Annotated in this window: 20 protein-coding genes and 1 tRNA gene; 8 read left to right on the top strand and 13 right to left on the bottom strand. The window is 57.9% G+C overall.

Annotated elements, in window-relative coordinates:
- Nucleotides 1-37: 37 nt before the first annotated feature.
- The gene (locus tag GRI91_RS04770; RefSeq protein WP_160735497.1) at nucleotides 38-940 is read right to left on the bottom strand and encodes a prephenate dehydratase; all 903 of its coding nucleotides are present in this window, start codon (nucleotides 938-940) and stop codon (nucleotides 38-40) included.
- Between the two features lie 139 nt (nucleotides 941-1,079).
- On the opposite strand from GRI91_RS04770, the gene GRI91_RS04765 reads away from it, so the two are divergent.
- Complete coding sequence (locus GRI91_RS04765; protein WP_160735496.1) at nucleotides 1,080-1,739, top strand: c-type cytochrome; 660 nt, start codon at nucleotides 1,080-1,082, stop codon at nucleotides 1,737-1,739.
- A gap of 118 nt (nucleotides 1,740-1,857) precedes the next feature.
- On the opposite strand, the gene GRI91_RS04760 is transcribed toward GRI91_RS04765, so the two are convergent.
- On the bottom strand, nucleotides 1,858-2,520 hold the full coding sequence (locus GRI91_RS04760) for an RlmE family RNA methyltransferase (protein ID WP_160735495.1): 663 nt from the start codon (nucleotides 2,518-2,520) through the stop codon (nucleotides 1,858-1,860).
- A complete protein-coding gene (locus GRI91_RS04755) occupies nucleotides 2,517-3,710 on the bottom strand; it encodes a Ppx/GppA phosphatase family protein (protein ID WP_160735494.1) in 1,194 nt (397 codons plus the stop codon). Before GRI91_RS04755 ends, GRI91_RS04760 begins: the two co-directional genes overlap by 4 nt.
- 157 nt (nucleotides 3,711-3,867) lie before the next feature.
- Between GRI91_RS04755 and GRI91_RS04750 the strand changes: the two genes are divergently transcribed.
- The 4 genes from GRI91_RS04750 to GRI91_RS04735 all read left to right on the top strand — a co-directional run bounded on the left by GRI91_RS04750 (nucleotide 3,868) and on the right by GRI91_RS04735 (nucleotide 6,317).
- Nucleotides 3,868-3,941, top strand: a tRNA-Gln gene (locus GRI91_RS04750).
- 115 nt (nucleotides 3,942-4,056) lie between these two features.
- Nucleotides 4,057-4,824 (top strand): helix-turn-helix domain-containing protein, encoded by a 768-nt coding sequence (locus GRI91_RS04745; protein WP_160735493.1) that lies wholly within the window; start codon nucleotides 4,057-4,059, stop codon nucleotides 4,822-4,824.
- 51 nt (nucleotides 4,825-4,875) lie between these two features.
- A complete protein-coding gene (locus GRI91_RS04740) occupies nucleotides 4,876-5,277 on the top strand; it encodes a VOC family protein (protein WP_160735492.1) in 402 nt (133 codons plus the stop codon).
- Nucleotides 5,278-5,447: 170 nt separating this feature from the next.
- Entirely contained in the window at nucleotides 5,448-6,317 is an 870-nt protein-coding gene (locus GRI91_RS04735; RefSeq protein ID WP_202385496.1) for an LOG family protein, read from the top strand.
- On the opposite strand, the gene thiD is transcribed toward GRI91_RS04735, so the two are convergent.
- Nucleotides 6,302-7,120 (bottom strand): bifunctional hydroxymethylpyrimidine kinase/phosphomethylpyrimidine kinase, encoded by an 819-nt coding sequence (gene thiD, locus GRI91_RS04730; RefSeq protein WP_202385464.1) that lies wholly within the window; start codon nucleotides 7,118-7,120, stop codon nucleotides 6,302-6,304. The genes GRI91_RS04735 and thiD overlap by 16 nt on opposite strands.
- 10 nt (nucleotides 7,121-7,130) lie before the next feature.
- On the bottom strand, nucleotides 7,131-8,471 hold the full coding sequence (gene glmM, locus GRI91_RS04725) for a phosphoglucosamine mutase (RefSeq protein ID WP_160735490.1): 1,341 nt from the start codon (nucleotides 8,469-8,471) through the stop codon (nucleotides 7,131-7,133).
- A 90-nt stretch (nucleotides 8,472-8,561) separates the two neighbouring features.
- On the opposite strand from glmM, the gene GRI91_RS04720 reads away from it, so the two are divergent.
- Together GRI91_RS04720 and GRI91_RS04715 are read left to right on the top strand one after the other, a co-directional pair.
- Nucleotides 8,562-9,839 (top strand): dicarboxylate/amino acid:cation symporter, encoded by a 1,278-nt coding sequence (locus GRI91_RS04720; protein ID WP_160735489.1) that lies wholly within the window; start codon nucleotides 8,562-8,564, stop codon nucleotides 9,837-9,839.
- 83 nt (nucleotides 9,840-9,922) lie between these two features.
- Nucleotides 9,923-10,534: a superoxide dismutase gene (locus GRI91_RS04715; protein WP_160735488.1), complete on the top strand. Its 612-nt coding sequence runs from the start codon at nucleotides 9,923-9,925 to the stop codon at nucleotides 10,532-10,534.
- Nucleotides 10,535-10,623: 89 nt separating this feature from the next.
- Here GRI91_RS04715 and GRI91_RS04710 read toward each other — a convergent pair whose 3' ends face one another.
- The 3 genes from GRI91_RS04710 to GRI91_RS04700 all read right to left on the bottom strand — a co-directional run bounded on the left by GRI91_RS04710 (nucleotide 10,624) and on the right by GRI91_RS04700 (nucleotide 12,743).
- On the bottom strand, nucleotides 10,624-11,865 hold the full coding sequence (locus tag GRI91_RS04710; RefSeq protein ID WP_237437670.1) for an AI-2E family transporter: 1,242 nt from the start codon (nucleotides 11,863-11,865) through the stop codon (nucleotides 10,624-10,626).
- A 63-nt stretch (nucleotides 11,866-11,928) separates the two neighbouring features.
- Nucleotides 11,929-12,564, bottom strand: coding sequence for a sigma-70 family RNA polymerase sigma factor (locus GRI91_RS04705; protein WP_160735487.1), 636 nt, complete (start codon nucleotides 12,562-12,564; stop codon nucleotides 11,929-11,931).
- A complete protein-coding gene (locus GRI91_RS04700) occupies nucleotides 12,561-12,743 on the bottom strand; it encodes a NepR family anti-sigma factor (RefSeq protein WP_160735486.1) in 183 nt (60 codons plus the stop codon). The genes GRI91_RS04705 and GRI91_RS04700 overlap by 4 nt, the downstream gene beginning before the upstream one ends.
- 294 nt (nucleotides 12,744-13,037) lie before the next feature.
- Between GRI91_RS04700 and GRI91_RS04695 the strand changes: the two genes are divergently transcribed.
- Nucleotides 13,038-14,678: a CHASE domain-containing protein gene (locus tag GRI91_RS04695; RefSeq protein WP_337190318.1), complete on the top strand. Its 1,641-nt coding sequence runs from the start codon at nucleotides 13,038-13,040 to the stop codon at nucleotides 14,676-14,678.
- Between the two features lie 161 nt (nucleotides 14,679-14,839).
- Here GRI91_RS04695 and GRI91_RS04690 read toward each other — a convergent pair whose 3' ends face one another.
- The 5 genes from GRI91_RS04690 to GRI91_RS04670 form a co-directional block, all read right to left on the bottom strand.
- Nucleotides 14,840-15,637, bottom strand: coding sequence for a response regulator (locus tag GRI91_RS04690; RefSeq protein WP_160735485.1), 798 nt, complete (start codon nucleotides 15,635-15,637; stop codon nucleotides 14,840-14,842).
- A gap of 353 nt (nucleotides 15,638-15,990) precedes the next feature.
- Entirely contained in the window at nucleotides 15,991-16,419 is a 429-nt protein-coding gene (locus GRI91_RS04685; protein WP_160735484.1) for a response regulator, read from the bottom strand.
- 113 nt (nucleotides 16,420-16,532) lie between these two features.
- Nucleotides 16,533-17,684, bottom strand: a complete 1,152-nt coding sequence (locus tag GRI91_RS04680; protein ID WP_160735483.1) for an N-acetyltransferase — start codon at nucleotides 17,682-17,684, stop codon at nucleotides 16,533-16,535.
- A 58-nt stretch (nucleotides 17,685-17,742) separates the two neighbouring features.
- Nucleotides 17,743-18,549: a sterol desaturase family protein gene (locus GRI91_RS04675; RefSeq protein WP_202385495.1), complete on the bottom strand. Its 807-nt coding sequence runs from the start codon at nucleotides 18,547-18,549 to the stop codon at nucleotides 17,743-17,745.
- A 257-nt stretch (nucleotides 18,550-18,806) separates the two neighbouring features.
- A complete protein-coding gene (locus GRI91_RS04670; RefSeq protein WP_160735481.1) occupies nucleotides 18,807-19,088 on the bottom strand; it encodes a hypothetical protein in 282 nt (93 codons plus the stop codon).
- Between the last annotated feature and the right edge of the window lie 41 nt (nucleotides 19,089-19,129).

Genomic DNA, 19,129 nt, shown 5'->3' with positions numbered 1-19,129 from the left:
CTGCAATAAATATTCGGTGAATATTGGGTTGGACGGGTCAGCCCGTAATACCGCGTGGGCGGCCCTGACGATAGCTGCCAAGCAGGCGCAATTCCTTGCAATGGAAAGCAAGTTCTTCCAGCGCACGATCGATGGCCGGGTCTCCTGGAATACCGACAATGTCAGCGTAGAATTTGGTCGCTTCAAAACTGGCGCGATGCTGGTAGCTTTCCAGCTTGGTCATATTCACGCCATTGGTGGCGAAACCGCCGAGCGCCTTGTAAAGCGCGGCGGGAATGTTCTTCACTTCGAAAATGAACGTGGTGATGCCCACATCGTCCTTCAGCGATGCCGGGTCCAGTGCCTCGCGCGCCAAGACGACGAAGCGGGTCATATTGTCGGACGCATCCTCAACCCGTTCATCAATGATGTTCAGGCCATACAGATCAGCGGCGAGGGCAGGTGCGATGGCCGCGATGGATGTATCGCCCGTTTGCGCCACATGCGCCGCTGCTCCCGCAGTATCGGCATGGGACAGCGGCACGATTCCCCGTTTCTGCAGATAATGACGTGACTGACCCAGTGCCTGCGGGTGGCTATACGCTGCGTCGAAGGGGCCGGAACCCAGCGCCATCAGCGCGTGGTGAATCGGCATGAAATGCTCGGCGACAATCGACAATCCGCTTTCAGGCAGCAGGAAATGGATGTCCGCGACGCGGCCATTCTGTGAATTTTCAATCGGGATGATCGCACTGGCGACCTTGCCGATCTTCACCGCTTCCAGCGCATCAAGAAAACTGAAACAGGGTAGCGGCAGGCATTCTGGTGCCCATTCCAATGCCGCGCGATGCGAATTGGCACCCGGGGCGCCCTGAAATGCGATGGCGCGCGCCGGATCTTCGGCGGCGGCAGCTATCATTTTTTCGACCAGGGCGAGCGCGGGCTTCGGGTAACTATGCATGGCGCTCGGGTACCGTCCGACCGAAGGGGCGGCAATAGACTATTGCGGATAAGCGGAGAAAAGACACGATCGGTCTTGCTTCCTGCGCAGTGCACCACTAGAGCGACGCCGAAACTTTATCTATGGCAGATGTCTACCAATGAACGATCGTTTCAACACTATTTTCGGCTGGGCCCTTTTTTCGGGGGTGGTCGCGCTTGGACTATCGAGCATCAGCTCGCGCATTTTTCATGCGGACAAGCCCGATCGTCCTGAGCAAATGGGGTATACTATCGAAGGCGTAGCGGAAGAGGGTGGCGATGAAGGCCCCTCTCTGGCAATGCTGCTGTCCGAAGCAGATGCGTCAAAGGGCGAAAGCACCTTTGCCAAATGCGTGTCCTGCCACACTATTGATCAGGGTGGTGCCGATGGTATCGGTCCTAATCTGTACGGTGTCGTGGGCAAGCCGATTGGTAAGCATGCGGCTGGCTTCGCCTATAGTTCGGTTTTGTCCGAGCATGGCGGTAACTGGGATTTCGCCAACCTTGATGAATGGCTGAAAAGCCCCCGTGCCTTCGCGCCGGGCACCAAGATGAGCTTTGCCGGTCTGTCCAAGCCTGAAGATCGCGCCAATGTGATCGCGTTTTTGAACGAACATGGCTCCAACATTCCTTATCCCGAGGTGGAAGCACCGGCGGCAGAGGAAGGTGCAGCTGATGCCGAAGACACCGTAACGCCGGGTGACACTCCCGAAGCGGCTGGTGCGATGGCTTCGGATGAACCGACTGAGGATACCACATCGACTCCGCCGGTTGAGTAACGCTTTGCTTCCGACCGGATCGACGTAGATCCTACAAAAAAGGCCGCTCGATCGAGCGGCCTTTTTTATTGGGGAATCTGCGGATGCTGCAAGGTCGAGATCGCCTGTCAGGGCCGCGTCAGCGTCCCTTGAATTTTTGAGCTACCACATACCATTCGGATGACCCCTTGCGGCTGGCAGGGGGCTTGGCATGTTTCACCGCACTGAAGTGCTTTTTAAGCAGCGTCAGCAAATCCGTATCGGTGCCGCCCGCCAGCACTTTGGCGATGAAGGCACCGCCTGGTGCCAGCGTCTGAATCGCAAAATCGGCCGCTGTTTCGACCAGCCCCATGGTGCGCAGATGATCGGTCTGCTTATGGCCGACTGTATTTGCGGCCATGTCGGACATCACGAGATCCGGTGGCCCGTCCAGAGCCTGTTCCAGCTTCTCCGGTGCATCATCAGCCATGAAATCCATTTCGAAGATGGTCACGCCTTCGATCGGTTCGGTCGGCAGCAGATCGATGCCGACAATGGCGGCGCTGGGCTTCACCTTGCGCACCACCTGGCTCCACCCGCCTGGCGCAATGCCGAGATCGACCACGCGCGTAGCCGGCTTCAGGAGGTTGAAGCGCTCATCCAGTTCAATCAGCTTATAGGCCGCCCGGCTGCGATAGCCGTCCGCCTTGGCCTGTTTGACATAAGGATCGTTTAACTGACGTTCGAGCCAGCGCGTGGAGGATGCTGTGCGTCCGCGTGCGGTGCGCACGCGCTTGTCTGGATTACGGCCTGAGCGGCTCATGATGCACTCCGTTTGATCCGCCGCAGGGCGGTCTGGGTATCGTGTCCTTCGGCGTCGGCCGACATCAGGCTGCGCAGAATGCCTTCCCGAATCCCCCGATCGGCAACGCCCAGACGGGGCGCTGGCCAGATATCGAGAATCGATTCGAGAATGGCGCAGCCAGCCACTACCAGATCGGCCCGTTCCTGTCCGATACATGGCAAGGCGCGGCGTTCATCCGGCGACATGGAGGACAGACGGTCCGAAATATCGCGCATGGATGCGGCCGGCACTATCAACCCGTCGACGGCCTTGCGGTCATATTGCGGCAATTCGAGATGCAAACTGGCCAGCGTCGTCACGGTGCCGCTGGTGCCCAGCAGACGCAGGTCCGGCGTTTGCGCGTCTTTGATTCGTTCCGCAAAATCGGCAAAACTGTCCGAGACGATGCGCCGCATTTCCGCATAACGCGCCGCCCGAATATCAGCATCGGTTTCATCCATACCCACCGTTTCGGTCAGCGAGACGACGCCCCAGGGCACCGATTGCCAGTCGACGATGCGCGGAACCGGGCCACCCGGTTCAATCAGGATCAGTTCGGTCGATCCGCCGCCAATGTCGAAAATCATCGCGGGGCCGATGCCGTCTTCCAGCAGGATGTGACAGCCCAGTACCGCCAGACGCGCTTCTTCCTGCGCGGAAATAATATCCAGCACAATGCCGGTTTCCTGCCGCACGCGTTCGATAAAGTCCTCGCCATTGCTGGCGCGGCGGCATGCCTCGGTGGCGACCGAACGGGCGAGATGCACATTGCGGCGCCGGAGTTTTTCGGCACAGATTCGCAAAGCGCCCACGGCGCGGTCCATCGAAACCTGGCTCAATTTACCGCTATGGGCGAGGCCTTCGCCCAGCCGTACAACGCGGCTGAAGGCATCGATAACCACGAAATTCTCACCCGAAGGCTTGGCGATCAGAAGCCGGCAATTGTTGGTTCCGAGGTCGATTGCCGCATAGGCCTGTCTGCCGTGATTATGCGGAGGGCGGCGCCAATCCGAAGGGGGTTGCGCAGCTGTCTGTGTGCGTTTTGCGTCCTGCTTTTCGCCGGAGGCGCGGTTAGGCGGGGATTTTGAAGGCGACTTGGCCCGTTTTCTGCCGCGCCGCCTCTTCCCGGCTGGCTCCCGCTGCCGTTCCGGCGGAGTGAAATCCGCCATTTAACATGTACTTTCTTATTGTTCTGCCCGGCCTGAAGGCCTGGGTACCTGACTGAGAAGTTAGCGGAGCAAATGCTTATGAGCAAGCGGAGCGAGAAAAACGCTTCTGCAACGGGTTGACGATTCGTTTCACCCGGCCTAGATGCGCGCCTCGCGTTGCCCCGTCGTCTAATGGTAAGACTACGGACTCTGACTCCGTCAATTGAGGTTCGAATCCTCACGGGGCATCCAGCTACTGGTCGTTTGATACCGAAGCCTGAGGGCCGGCTTGTCAGGCGTTAGCGATCTCTCTCTCATTGCTATCCTCTCCATTGTGCTTTGCCTGGGGCGAGGGCAAATCTGTGTGATGCAGCATTTCTATCAGGAAGATCACCGGACCAGCTGGCATCCTTTCGCCATAGAAACGGTATGGCGTTCCTATGCGCGCTGTGATGGTGAGCATCGCGTTCTTCCAGATGGACGCTGCGACATCATCCTGCGGTTCGCCTCTGATGGTGTGAAACCCGTGGGCGACATTGCGCTTCGGATCGCAGGTCCGTCCACCCGATTCCACATCGTCCCTTTGACGGCAGGTACCGCTTTCATCGGGGTGCGATTTCGCCCCGGCATGGCGTCAGGTATCCTTGGTATTGATCCGGGGGCAATTCTCAATCGCGTGCTAACGGATGATGAGGCTTTGGCCGTGCATCCTGAATTTGCCGCATTATGTCAGCCCGCTGACAGCATTGATGCACTCGCTCGGCGGCTTGCTCTGTTTGTTGCTGAACGTTTCAGCGCATCGCAGATCGACCCGCTGACCGCAGCCATGATCAATATGCTGCATGTCACGGGCGGACGTATTCCGATTGCCCAATTGGCCAGGGTGCATCAGCTGAGTGTCCGGACTGCTCGCCGCAGAATTACACAGGCGACTGGATTGGGACCGAAGCAGCTTGCCGCGATCATTCGTTTCCACCGCGCGCTTCGGTTGCGCCGTGCCGGAGTGGGATGCGCCCACGCATCGGTTGAAGCAGGGTATGCGGATCAGGCGCATATGACGCGCAATTTTCGCCAGATGGGCGGTATAAGTCCGGCGAATATGCCCGATCTCGTCCTTGCCGGCTTCGATATGTGACTGGCCGATTTATTCAAGACGATGCGTCATAGCCCGCCTTATATTCAGGCTATGAAACTCGGATATACCATCATCTACGTCGCCGACGTAATCGCCACAATTGACTTCTATGAACGCGCCTTCGGTTTGCGCCGGCGCTTTGTTCATGAAAGCAACCTCTATGCCGAGCTCGACACAGGCGAAACGGTGCTCGCTTTCGCCGGGGAGCCGATGGCGGAAATGAACGGGCTGGCGATCCGGCCCAATCGGAAAAGCGATATCGCCTCCGGCTTTGAAATAGCTCTGGTCACCGAAGATGTACGCACCGCTTTTGAACGGGCCGTCGCGGCCGGGGCCAGCCCCGTGTCACTGCCAGTGGAAAAACCATGGGGCCAGATCGTCGGCTATGTGCGCGACATGGATGGCTGCGTGGTTGAAATATGCTCGCCTATTCCCGTTCCTGACCCGAACTGACGCTCGTCTCTCAGGCGCAGGCGTCATGCAGACGAGGTGCAGCGCGGAACCGAAAGCATGTCTTGCGGCTTTCTTTCCCCTCTGCCCACGCTTAGGGTTCGGGTGAACGGCATGCCCGTGCGGGAGTTTATGCGAAAGGAGTGTTCGTGACCGAACGCGAAGAAAAAGAAATGAATGAACGCGATCTTGGGGATCGCCGCTTTTACCGGGCCGAACAGGAAGCCAGCTTTGCTCAAAGCAACGTGCCCCAAACACCGCAGACCCAGCATCCCGCCTATCGGCTTGCTTTCAATGACACAGAATTCCTGCTGCGTGAGGAATTGCGGCCTGTTCGCTTCCAGCTGGAACTGCTGAAACCGGAAATGCTGCTGGAGGAAGCCGGTGTGGGCTCCACATTGGTGATGTACGGCTCCGCCCGTATTCCACCTCCTGAAGCGGTCGACACGGCTCTGGAAGGGGCCAAGGATCTGCCCGATGACGAGAAGATCGTGGTGGAACGGCTCGCGGCCAAGGCGAAATATTATGCCGAGGCGTATAAGCTTGCCCGATTGGTGAGCGAGAAATCGATTATCGAGAATGGGCAGCGGCAATTCGTCATTTGTTCGGGCGGCGGTCCGTCGATCATGGAGGCGGCCAATCGCGGCGCGTCTGATGCCGGTGCGGAAAGCCTCGGCCTCAATATCGTGCTGCCGCATGAACAAGCGCCCAATCCCTATGTGACGCCCTATCTGTCATTCCAGTTCCATTATTTTGCCCTGCGCAAGATGCACTTCCTGCTGCGGGCCAAAGCGGTTGCCGTGTTCCCCGGCGGGTTTGGCACATTCGATGAATTCTTCGAATTGCTGACGCTGATTCAGACCGGCAAGATGAAGCCGATCCCGATCCTGCTTTTCGGCAAGGATTTCTGGACCCGGGTCATCGATTTTGAGGCGCTTGCGGAAGAAGGAACGATCAACAAAAAGGATCTGGAATTGTTCACCTGGTGTGAAGATGCCGAAGATGCCTGGGATCACATTCGCGAATTCTACGAGCTGGACTGAGCCCTGCCGCGCAGGGCCTGATGGCCCATTGGGCCGTGCCCGGAGCCAAAACCGGGCGCGGCCTGCAATGCACCGAACACGAATTTCCGCGCCAGCCGTACCGCGTGGTCGATGCCCTGACCATGCCCCAGCAATGTCGCGATGGCAGAGGACAGAGTGCATCCGGTGCCATGCGTATGGCGCGTTTCGATCCGCGCATGGTCAAATGCCACGGCCGATCCGTCCGATCTGACCAGCAAATCAAGCACGCGCTCCGTCCTGCTATGGCCGCCTTTGGCCAGAACATGGCAGGAATGTCGCTCCACCAAAGTGGCCGCCGCCTGATAGATTTCATCCTGCGTGGTGCAGGGCAGGCCGGTCAAGGCTTCCAGTTCAGGCAGATTGGGAGTGACCAGTGTCGCCCGGTCCATCAACAGGCGGAAGGCGGCAATCGTATCCTCATCCGCCAGAACGGCGCCGCTGGTGGCAACCATTACCGGATCAAAAACTACCGCTGCATCGATATCCCGCAGGTGACTGGCGGCTATTTCGGCAATTTGGGGGGAACCCAGCATGCCAATCTTGACCGCATCCACGCCAATATCGCTGACACAGCATTCGATCTGCGCTGCGAGCATAGAGGGTGACAGGGTTTCCACCTGCTTCACGCCCAGAGTATTTTGTGCCGTAACCGCCGTGATCGCGGTCATGGCATAGCCGCCCAGCATGGTGATGGTCTTGATATCTGCCTGAATCCCGGCACCGCCGGAACTGTCGGAGCCGGCGATGGCCAGAATACGTGGCGGCACTGGAATGTCTGTCATTGGGTTTCGCTCAGCTTGCTGCGGCTTTTACCGCGGCGCAAATATCATCCACCACGCGTTCGACCTCGGCGGCATCGTCGCCTTCGGCCATCACCCGGATTTTCGGCTCTGTGCCCGACTTGCGGATGACCAGCCGGCCATGCCCCTTCAACGTCTCTTCGCCCTCGGCGATGGCGGATTTGACCTGCGCATTATCCAGCGGATCGCCGCCTTCATAGGTCACATTCTTGAGGATTTGCGGGACCGGATCGAACAAATGCAGCAGCTCGCTGGCAGGCTTTCCGGATTGCACCAGAGCGGCCAGCACCTGCAAGGCAGCCACGCAGCCATCACCCGTGGTCGTATGATCGAGCAGGATCATATGGCCTGATTGCTCGCCGCCGACATTATAGCCGCCGCCGCGCATTTTTTCGAGCACGTAACGGTCACCGACCTTGGCCCGGATCAATTCCAGCCCGGCATCGCCGAGAAAGCGCTCCAGCCCGAGATTGGACATGACGGTGGCAACCACGCCGCCACCCTTCAATGTGCCATTGGCGGCCAGCCTGCTGCCGATCAGGGCCATGATCTGGTCCCCATCGACCGCGCGGCCCTTTTCATCGATCACGATCAGCCGGTCGGCATCGCCATCCAGCGCAATGCCGATATCCGCGCCTTCTTCCACAACGCGGGCGCTGATCGCTTCAAGAGAGGTGGAGCCGACGCCATCATTGATATTCAGGCCATTGGGGGCGACGCCCATGGCAATCACCTGGGCACCCAGTTCCCAGATTGCGGATGGCGCCACCGTATAGGCTGCGCCATGTGCGCAATCGACGACGATCTTCAGACCATCGAGGCGGATAGTATCGGGCAATGACTGCTTGATCGCGTGAATATAGCGGCCCCGGGCATCTTCGATCCGGCGGGCACGGCCAATCTTGTCACCCTGTGCCAGCGGCTGATTTTCGCCCATCATCCGCTCGATCGTTTCCTCATCCTTGTCGGAGAGCTTGAAACCGTCGGGGCCGAACAGCTTGATGCCATTATCGGCAAAGGGATTATGGCTGGCAGAAATCATCACGCCCAGATCGGCGCGCATTTCCCGCGCCAGCAGGGCAATGGCGGGCGTGGGCAGGGGGCCGGTCATGATCACATCCATGCCCACGCTGGTGAAGCCGGCCACCAGCGCAGTTTCCATCATATAGCCCGAAAGCCGCGTATCCTTACCGATGACAACGCGGTGCTTGTAATCGCCGCGCAGGAAGTGCCGCCCGGCGGCCTGGCCGACACGCATGGCGATTTCCGGGGTCAAGATACCGGCATTGGCGCGGCCACGGATTCCGTCCGTACCGAAGAATTTTCGTCCCATGCAGGCTTTCCTCGCATTTTCTATCGTAGATTGCCATGGCGGGTTGCGACGTTAATGTCACCGCGGTCAAGAGACAGGGCAAAGGAAATTATGGTCAGACCCAGCGCAGTGGACATGGTGCCGCCGTTGAAATTGCCTGCAGGGCTGACGTTTGCGGCTCTTTTGGCCGGGTTGCTGCTGGGCTGGCTGTTTGCGGAAAGCAACATTCTGCCGCCGGTTCTGGCTGTTGCCGGACCGATCGGACGGCTGTGGCTGAGCGCGCTGCAAATGACGATCATCCCGCTGGTGGCGTCGCTGATGATTATCGGCATCGTCAAAATGGTCGATACGGCGAAGGCTGGGGCGATTGCCCGGCGTACGCTGACCGGCATTATCGGGATTCTGGCCGCTGGCACGCTGGTCGCCGCTTTTCTGGTTCCGTTCCTGCTGAATGTCTTCCCGATACCGGGCGCCGCCGATGCGGCCTTGCAAATCAGCGATGTGACGCCGCAGGAGATTCCGGGGATCGGTGCGTTTCTGGAATCGCTGATCGCGCCCAATGTGGTGGCGGCGGCGGCGGAAACGGCGATGCTCCCCGTGATCGTATTTTTCGCCTGTCTGGCACTGGCGATCGCGCGCCTGCCGCGGGAACAGCATGACGGGTTGATGAATCTGTTTGAAGCGCTGGCCGCCGCCATGCTGATCGTGATTGGCTGGGTGCTGCGCGTGGCGCCGCTGGGTGTGTTCGCGCTGGCCATCGGGGTCTCTGCCCGCAGCGGAGGGGACGCGATTGCAGCGCTGGGGCATTATATCCTGCTGGTTTCCAGCATGGGTTTGCTGGTCCTTATTGCCGCATATCCTGTTGCGCGGCTGTTGGGCGGGCAAACCCTGACTAGTTTTGCGCGGGCGATTTTGCCGGCGCAGGCGGTGGCCCTGTCCACACAAAGTTCGCTCGCCAGCCTGCCGGCCATGCTGGCATCATGCCGCACGCTCGGCATTCGGGAGACGACGTCTGATTTCGTGCTGCCGCTGGCGGTGGCGATTTTTCGTGCGACCAGCCCGGCAATGAATCTGGCCGTGGCGATCTATGTCGCCAAATTATCCGGCGTACCGCTGACCCCGGCAACCATTGCAGCGGGGGCGGCGGTGGCGTTGATCACCACGCTTGGTTCGGTATCATTGCCCGGCGCGGTCAGCTTCGTCACCTCGATCGGCCCCATCGCACTCGCCATGGGCGTGCCGGTTGGGCCGCTGGCTTTGCTGGTGGCGGTCGAAATGTTGCCGGACCTCATGCGGACGGTTGCCAATGTCACCATGGATGTCGCACTGGCAGGAGCAGTCGATCGGCGTAGTGACAGCGCCTTGGAAGAGGTGATGCATGAGAATTGATCGCAATTGCAACTCATCGCAGTTCGCTGCGTTGGGGGCATAACCACTGACTTTATTCCAACAGAAGGACGGAGAGAACAAACATGGCTTTCAAACTGATTGACCTTCCCTATGACAGCGCAGCACTTGCTCCGGCAGTGACGGCCGAAACGCTCAGCTATCACCATGGCAAGCATCACAAGGCCTATATCGACAAGACCAATGCCGCGATCGAAGGCACGGACAAGGCGAATGACGATCTAGAAACCGTGATCGCCAAGGCCCGTGGCAGCGAGCAGGGTCTGTTCAACAATTCGGCGCAGAGCTACAATCACGGCTTTTACTGGCATTCGCTTTCCCCCAACTCATCCGCACCGAGCGGCGATCTGGCGGCCAAGATCGACGAAGCTTTCGGCTCGTTCGACGGTCTGAAGGAAAAGCTGGCCGAACGCGGTGCTGGCCATTTCGCCAGCGGCTGGGTCTGGCTTGCGGAAAAGGGCGGCAAGCTCTCAATCGAAGAAACCCATGACGGCGACACGCTGGCAGATTCGGGCTTCAACCCGCTGCTGACGATCGACCTCTGGGAACATGCCTATTATCTTGATCACCAGAATGCGCGCCCGGCCTATCTCAAGGCCGTGATCGATACGCGTCTCAACTGGGATTTCGCGGCGGAAAATCTCGCTCGCGGATCGGCTTGGAAATATCCGGCCTGAGCCTTTTGAATATTTAAGAAAAGCCCGCCCGCCATTCGGCGCGGCGGGCTTTTTTATCTGCAGTGTGTTCCCTTGCGGTGGGTCAGCAGTCAGAGCCGTGTTTCACGCGGTGGATCTTCCGCGCTGAGATCCAGCGGATTGGTCGAAAACAGCGGCTCGCCGAAAATGAAGCCGACCAGATTGGGTTTCCCCAGATGATCGATCAGTGCCGTGAGCGACAAGAGGATGGGAACGGATAAAAGCGCCCCGGTAACCCCCCATATCCAGCTGAAATAGCTCAGGGCGATCAGGATCATCACAGGGTTCATGGTGAAACGTGCGCCGAGGATAGAGGGCGTGATCACATTGGATTCCACCGTATGCAGGCCGAGATAGGCCGCTGCGGGGATCATACCCAGCAAGGGAGATTCTGCGGTGCCGAGACCAAACAGCGTCAACAGCATTACCATCGCCATCGGGCCGATATAGGGCAGGAAATTGAGCAGAGCGGCCAGACCGCCCCACATGATCGGCGCATCCATACCCATTGCCCAGGCGCCCAATGTTACCACCACACCAATACAGAAATTGATCAGTCCGACGGTGAGAATATAAGCGGCGACCCGGTCCTGCACATCGCGGATGACACGCGCCGCTTTCAGGCTGGCACCGAAATGCGCCCTGTCCAGCAGCAGGCGGTGGCGCATCCGTACTCGTGCCTCGATCATGAAGAATGCCATCAGGAAGGTCAGCAGAACCTCCAGCACGACGCTGGGCGTGGCGAAAGCGACTTGTTCCAGCATGGATGGCCCGGCCAGCACTACACGTGACTGATTGCCTTCCCCGATGGCGGTGGCGAGTTGCTGGTTAAGCTGGGTAAGCCAGCGGAGATTACCCTTCAGATGGGCAAAATGCTCTCCAATGCGGTCCACCATCATCGGCAGGCTGTCAAACAGGCTCACTGCCGGTTGCAGCACCACGCCAAGGGCGAGCACCAGAATTGCGAGAAAGCCCAGCAAAGCCAGAAGCGAGGCCAGAATATTGGGCAAGCCCGCCATCGACATCCTGTCTGCCAGAGGCGACAGAATGATGGTGAGCATCACCGCCGTCACCAGCGGCAAAAACACCACCGATCCGATAGACAGAACGAAGGGGAGGGCCAGAAACAGGCCGGTTGCCAGCAGCAGGACCAGCGCCGAGATAAGGCGCAGTTCCTGTGCCGCAAAGGTCATCGCTTGCGGGTCCGACGTGTCATCGGCAACGCCAAGATGCTGTTGTTCGTGCTGAGCGCCTTGATCAGCCGAGCCGCTTGGCCGGCTCTTTGATGGGCGCGTGTCGAACGTGTCGGACATAGCGATTCCTGAGTGCCTGTTCAGACGCAGTCTGGAGCGCTGGCAAGAAGCGCGGTCAAATGATTAACTCTGCCCTCTTGCCGAATGGCCATTGCCCGCCGCCACATTATCAAGTTCTTCCAAAATTGCCCGATGTGCCGCCGGATCACTGATCGCGCGGTCCGGAATATCGCCATCTTCGATCATGCTCGACAAAGCAGCGCGTGCGCGTCCGACCCGGCTCTTGATAGTGCCCACGGCGCAGCCGCAGATATTCGCAGCTTCCTCGTAAGAGAATCCGCCAGCCCCGACCAGCAGCAAAGCTTCGCGCCGTTCAGGGGGGAGGGTCAACAAGGCGCGGTGCATATCGGAGAGATGCAGCGGTTCTTCCTGTCCAGCAGGAGCCGTCAGAATGCGTTCCGCCACGGTTTCATCATATTCACCGCGGAACCGGTTGCGGCGCATATCGGTGAGATAGGCGTTGCGCAGAATAACGAAGGTCCAGGCGCGCATGCTGGTGCCGGGTTCAAAGCGATCCTGAGCGGCCCATGCCTTCAGCAGCGTTTCCTGCACCAGATCATCGGCCATATCGGGCCGGCCGCAAAGTCCGCGCGCAAACGCACGCAGATGCGGGACGACTTCGGTCAGTTCATGCTTGAAGGCGCGTTTGTCACTGGCGCTGCGCTCAGGATACTGTTTCTTGGTGTCTGTCTTGCTCATTTGCCGGTGTCGTCCAGCTTGGCCAGAAGATCCTTGAAACTGTCAGGAAGAGGCTCATCGACGACCGAGTCGTAAAGATCCTTCAGACCAGAGGTCCAATCGTTCTTGCTAGCATTGGATGCCTGCTCGCCGGCGGATTTGCCAGCGTCGCCGTTTTCTTTTTTATCCGTGCCTGTCATGCTTGATACGTTTGGCCGCCCCAATTGAATTGTCAGATCCCCATCCCGGCTTGCATGGAGTGCTATAGCACTTCACAGCTGGGCTTCGCCCTTATGGCGCCTGTTTGGAACGAAATGGTGTGCCTATGGTTCCCGATTATATCGGGTGCGAAGCCAAGCCTGCATGTAGCCATTCTGGCGTAGCTTTATCGGATGAATTTTTTGCGAAAGAAAACGCCGGAAGACAAGGGGTATAGTCAGGGTTTGTCGCGGACGCGAAGGCTGCGCCCGCACAGTCGGACGAAACGCTGGCTGGTGCGATTCCCGCGCGCCATGCCGGTCGCCATCTTTCTGACAATTCTGTCGATCAGTTTTCTGAGCGCATTTGCAATTCAGCGAGGGGAAGAGCGTCAGGCAGCGGCGGAGCTGGACAATCGCACGGCGGTCATCGCCTCTGCGCTTGAACGCCGTGCCAATTCCAGTTCAGCCTATCTCCGCGCTGGCGCCGCTCTGCTGGCGACACTGGATGAAATCCCTGCTTCCCGCTTTCGCCGGTTTGTGAGTGAATTGCGGCTGGATGCTGATTATCGCGGCGCTGACGGCATCGGCTGGGCGGAAGCGGTAAGGCCGGACGAGGTCGCCGCATTTAATGCCAGATTGGCGGCTCAGACGCCGGGGGTAACCGCAATCTATCCATCACTGGCAGCCAATCAGCCTTTAGCCGTGCCGGTGACGTTCCTTCAGCCTGACACTGTGCGTAATCGCCGCGCTTTGGGCTTTGACATGTTTTCCGATCCGATGCGCCGCGCGGCCATGCTGGAGGCGCAGCAAACGTCCAGGCCGACTGCCAGCGGCAGGGTGGTTCTACGGCAGGAAGCGGGGGGCAGCGCACCCGGCTTCATGATTTTCATGCCGGTATTCGAACCGGCAGCCAGTGGCAGGCAGTTGAAAGGGTTCATTTTTAGCCCGTTTAAGGCAGAGGATTTCCTCGCTTCCGCTTTGGAACTGGAAGGGGCAGGGCGCTACGGTGTGCGCATTTATGAAGGAAAACCGACGGAAGAGAATTTGCTGGCGCGGGTCGAGAATGGCGTTGCTGGCGAAGGCAATGTCGCACGGCAAATCGTACCGATTGCCAATCATCCCTGGGTGTTGGAAGTAGAGGCCGAACCGCAGAGCGGATTATCGATCTTTTCCATGACCACGCTGGTTTTCGGCTTGCTGGCGGGATTGATGCTGACCGTGTTCATCCGCATGCTGACACGCCAGGCGATAGAAGACGAACAGGCGCTCAACTGGTTTGAAGAGCAGGCTTCGATACGTAACTCCCTGACCCGTGAGCTGAATCACCGGGTGAAAAACACACTTGCCAATGTCTTGTCCATTCTAGCGCTGACGCGGCGGCGGGCCAGCAATCTCGATGATTTTGCCGATAGTTTGGACGGGCGTATCCGCGCCTTGTCGGCCACGCATGATTTGCTGACGAAATCGGATTGGGGAACCACGCCTATCCGTTCAGTCGTAGAGGCTGAACTGGTGCCCTATGCGCAGGAAGGCGACCATCAGCTGGACCTGAATGGGCCTGATGTCGAATTGGCGCCTAACGACGCTTTGTCGCTGGGACTGGCGGTGCATGAGCTGGCCACGAATGCGGCCAAATATGGTGCCTTGAGCGCGCCGGGCGGCACGGTGTCGATGCGCTGGTATCTGGTTGATGCCTGTCAGGTGCGAATGGAGTGGCAGGAGCGCGGTGGCCCGCCTGTAAAGACAGAGCGTGGCCGCGGTTTTGGCACGGATCTCATTCAGAAAATCGTTGCACATGAATTGCGCAATCCGGTGGATCTGAGATTTGAAAAGGAGGGAGTCAGTTGCTGTCTGACCATTCCGGTGCGCGAACGCGGCGCCTTTGCCATGCGCGCAGATCGTGAACAGCAGGATGCTGGCTGCCGTCAGGGATGATCTACCCTTAAGCCAGCACGAAACAGGGTGAGTGCCAATTTCGCCCAGCGGCATAATAAAGAGATAGCACTTATGAGTGCCGGTTCGCTATATCGCTGCGCGCAGGCATAAAAAAGGCGGCCATAGCCGGCCGCCTTTTTCTAGCTGTATTTTGAAAGCGATCAGTCCAGCGGACGGCCTGTTCCAAAGAATAAGGCCTGGCTGATAGCAGCCCGGACCGTGTCCTCCTGAAACGGCTTGGTTACCAGATAGGTTGGCTCAGGACGGTCACCCGTCAGCAAACGCTCAGGATACGCGGTAATGAAAATCACCGGCACGCTGTCAATGGCGAGGATATCGTCCACCGCATCCAGCCCCGAAGAGCCATCTGCCAGCTGGATATCAGCCAGCACCAGACCGGGCTTGTTGTCGGCGACAACTTCCTGTGCCTGAGTACGGGTGGCGGCGGTGCCGCAAATATCATGGCCCAGCGAACGGACGAGATCTTCGAGCTGCATCGAAATCAGCGGTTCGTCTTCGATGATCAGCACGCTGGTGGAGGATTCACGATCAATTTCATCGATCGCTTCCTGAACCAACCGGCTGACATCGTCCTTTGACGCGCCCATGATCTGTCCGGCTTCAGCAGGGCTGAAATCCTCGACAGTGGTGAGCAGCAGCGCCTGACGATTCATCGGCGTGATTTTCCGCAGCCGATCTTCTGCAGCATTGTCGTAAATGCTATCATCAGCCTGCTGGGAATCTTGCACTTCCATATAAGCGGAAGACCAGACCTTGTTGAATGCGCGATATAGCGGAACGCGTCCGCCCTTCAATGAAGAGGCCAGCTCATCATCTGCCAGAGCAGCTTCGAGTGTGGCTTGGACAAAAGCATCGCCCGTTGATTGCGAACCCGTCAGGGCACGCGCGTAACGACGCAAAAACGGTAAGTGTGCGGCAACTTCGGCGCCTAGTGACATAAAACCCCTTCCCTATGGATTAGGCGGCCCATTAACGTACAGGGGCCAATGTAGTTCCTAGCCATGCGATTTTTACGACGAATTGGCTAGGCTTGCCCCCTATTGTAGGGAGGATAAGGTCTTACTTTTAGACGTTAACATTTTTTATGTAAAAAACTACGATTACAGGGAACCGCATCACGATGCCGGGCATTATGGCTATATCACCGCCGAGATCCCCCCTCCCGTCCAAGCGGCTGGTGATACGATCCCAAAAGGTCTCCGTTCTACCCCGAACGGAGACCTTTTTTATTGGACGCCGGAGATGCGTGCGCAGGCATTGCGCAATCTCCTCTAAAACTGCCAGGAATGGCTTAGCGCAATACGCTGCGCAGGCGGGCGAACAGGCCCTGCTCGGAATGTGATTGCAAGGCTGCCATCAGATCTTCTGGCGCGTAGGGCTTTTCCAGGAGGACACCCATGCGTGCAATGTCCGGGGGGATATCTTCAGGGGAGCCGGTCGAGAATATGATTCTCGGACGTTTGGGCCCTAACTGGTCCACCAGCTCTGCCAGAGCCCAGCCATCATCCCGGTCGGCCAAATGCACATCCAGCACGATCGCATCGGGCCGTATGTGTTCCAGCTGTTCCATCGTACAGGCGATGGAGGGGCATATGATTACCTCTGACGCACCGGCTTCCAGCAGGGTGTCTTCGCATGCCATCGCCAATATAGGATCGTCCTCAACCACGAAAATGCGGCCCAGTGACGTTTTGCTGTCATTCGCTTGTTCGCGACCCATAAATTCCACCATTGCGGCGGCCGCGGAATGCGGGCGACGCGCAGGCAAAACGCTGATTATCCGGAATAAGTTCCCTGAGGGCTGCGCAAATAACGCTTAGCCACGCAAGGGAGTCAGAGCGGCTTGGCGTAAATCTTATATTCGCGATTTATGTCGGCATTGATCGCATCGGCGATGGCAATCATTCCCTGATTGTCATCCAGAATCCAGCCGATCTCTCCACGCGTAGCGCCATAGCGGCTGATCGCGTTGCGGCGAATATATTCGATCATCATAAAGGCCAGCTGGCTGGCCATCCGGCTGCTCTGCAGTTTCTGAACAACGCCCATCAGCGGCACACGCATGGTTCTCACCTGAGGGTTACGCAGCCAGCGCAGCATTTTCAGCCAGCCAAAAGGCAGCAATTTGCCGCCGATCCGGGCGATGGGCTCGTTCGCATTGGGCAGGGTGATCATGAAGGCGACGGGGTCACCGTCTAGCTCGGCAATCATGATCAGATCTTCACGCACGAGCGGTTTCAGCTTCTTGCCGATATGCGCCTTTTCCGTTTCGGTGAACGGCACAAAACCCCAATTCTGTGACCAGGCTTCGTTCAGAATATCGATGATGATTTTGGCTTCGCGATCAAAATGCGCGATTTCCACCTGCCGGATATTGATCCGATCGTTCTTTTCGCCGGATTTGATAATCCGCTGTACGATCGGCGGGAATTCCTCGGTGATCCCCAGTTCATAGGTAAACAGGGATTTGGCCGGCGTGTAACCGGCGCTTTCGATCCAACCTTCATATTTGGCTGAATGATGGCCCATCATCACGGTTGGCGGATGATCATGGCCCTTCACCAGCAGGCCTGGCTCTTCCCAGATCGACAGGGAAATGGGGGCGAGAACGCGCGTCATACCCTGACCGCGCAGCCATTCTTCCGCCTGAGCAATCAAGATATGGGCAGTGGCTTCGCTATCCGCCTCCAGCAGGCCCCAATTGCCCGTGCCGGGACCCATGCCCTGATCTTTCGGCTGGGTCAGAGCAAGCTCATCAATATGGGCTGAAATACGCCCGATAATTGTGCCATTGCTACGGGCCAGAAACAGCTGAACGCGGGCGTGGGTGAAGAATGGGTTTTTGCCCGGCGTAAGCAATTCGACCATTTCTGACCGCAGGGGTGGCACCCAATTGGGATCGTCCCGGTTAAAGGCATATCCGCAATCGATGAATTCTTTCAGATCGCGTTTTCCCGAAACCGGGGTGACGGCCACTTCGCCCATAATAAACGTCTATTCCTGCTGTTGATATTCAAACCAGTGAGACTTTGGCCAATGAAAATCAAGCCGAGGCACGGTCATCCGATTTGTTCGGTTGCTGGCCTTCCTTGCCCATCACCCGGCGACGGGGATGGCCGCTGGCGATGCCGCCAGACAGATCTTTGACATAGGGATAGCGCAGGGCAACATCTTCATCATAGCCGAGATTGAAAACGGTTGCGGAGCGTTTCTTGCGATCTTTCTTGATGTAATAGGTGCCCAGCACACGGTCCCACAGATAATTGGTGATGCCGAAATTGCCGTCCTCATCAAAATAATGATGTTCATTATGACGCTGCTTCATGTGCTGCACCCATTTCCATTTCGGCTTGAAGGCCAGATGCTGGATGCAATGCATGAATTCATAATAGCAGGTGGTGAGAATGCCGGTTGCAAAAGCCGCTGCAGCGCCGCCCGGGCCACCGATCAGCCAGCCCACGGGAATCGTGGCGATGGCAACAGTGGGCACGGTGGTATGCAGGGCACCAAACAGCACCGACAGATCGTTCGGGTCCTGATGATGGTCGTAATGGATGCGCTTCCACGTCGGAGCGAGCAATTTATGCTTCCACATCCAGCGGCTGTGCAGGACATATTGATGCAGCAAATGCCAGACCAGCGGGTAAACCAGCACCGCCGCTGCAATCGCGCCCAGAGTCTGCCACACGCCCGCAGGATAAAAGGCGAAAAACACCACCGACAAAGCCGCGATCGAGAGGTAGGACATGATGGTGTAATGCTGGAAATAGGCCACGATCAATTGCTTGAGCGTCATGCGGTCAAGGTAGTGGCTTCGTTTCCAGAAGGGCAGGTCCTGAGGATCGACCATATTTGCAGAGTTCTGCGACACGTGTTCATTCCCTGATGCGTTTGGTGGTCCGGTCATCGCCGACCGGTTTCCAGTTCTTCCCGTTTGCCCAAACACCAAAATGCGGCGTCAAAATGGCGGGCCGGGTACGGCGCCCGAAACAATTTGCGCCTGTATACAAGAGGGAAGCTTAACAGGGATTGAGCAGAATCAAAACAGCCACCGGATCAGCATATCTGCTGAGCGGGTGGCTGCTGGATTATTCGGGTTGGCCGAAATCAGTTGGTGGTAACGCTTGCTGAAGGATCGTCATCAAGGTCGGCCGAAATCGACGTGTCGCCATCGGTGATATTTGCTGTGACGCCATCGCCATCAATCGTGACCGAATCGGGGCTGTCATTCTGCGTCGCAGGATCGAAGGTTTCGTTGTTCATTGGCACGGTGCCATCGGTGGTTTCCGTGGTGGCGGATTCGTCAACGGCTTCAGGCGCTTTGGCTTCTGAGCAGGCCGACAGGGCCAATACTGTGCCAACACTTGCAGCGAGGATAAGTGATTTCATGTGTAATCTCCCAAGATAACAGGATTCGAGTCCAAACCATC

Origin of the sequence: Altericroceibacterium endophyticum (assembly GCF_009827595.1) — a bacterium.
Classification (GTDB): domain Bacteria; phylum Pseudomonadota; class Alphaproteobacteria; order Sphingomonadales; family Sphingomonadaceae; genus Altericroceibacterium; species Altericroceibacterium endophyticum.
The sequence above is the reverse complement of the archived record's forward strand: the minus strand, read 5'-3'. Positions and strand labels throughout refer to the sequence as shown.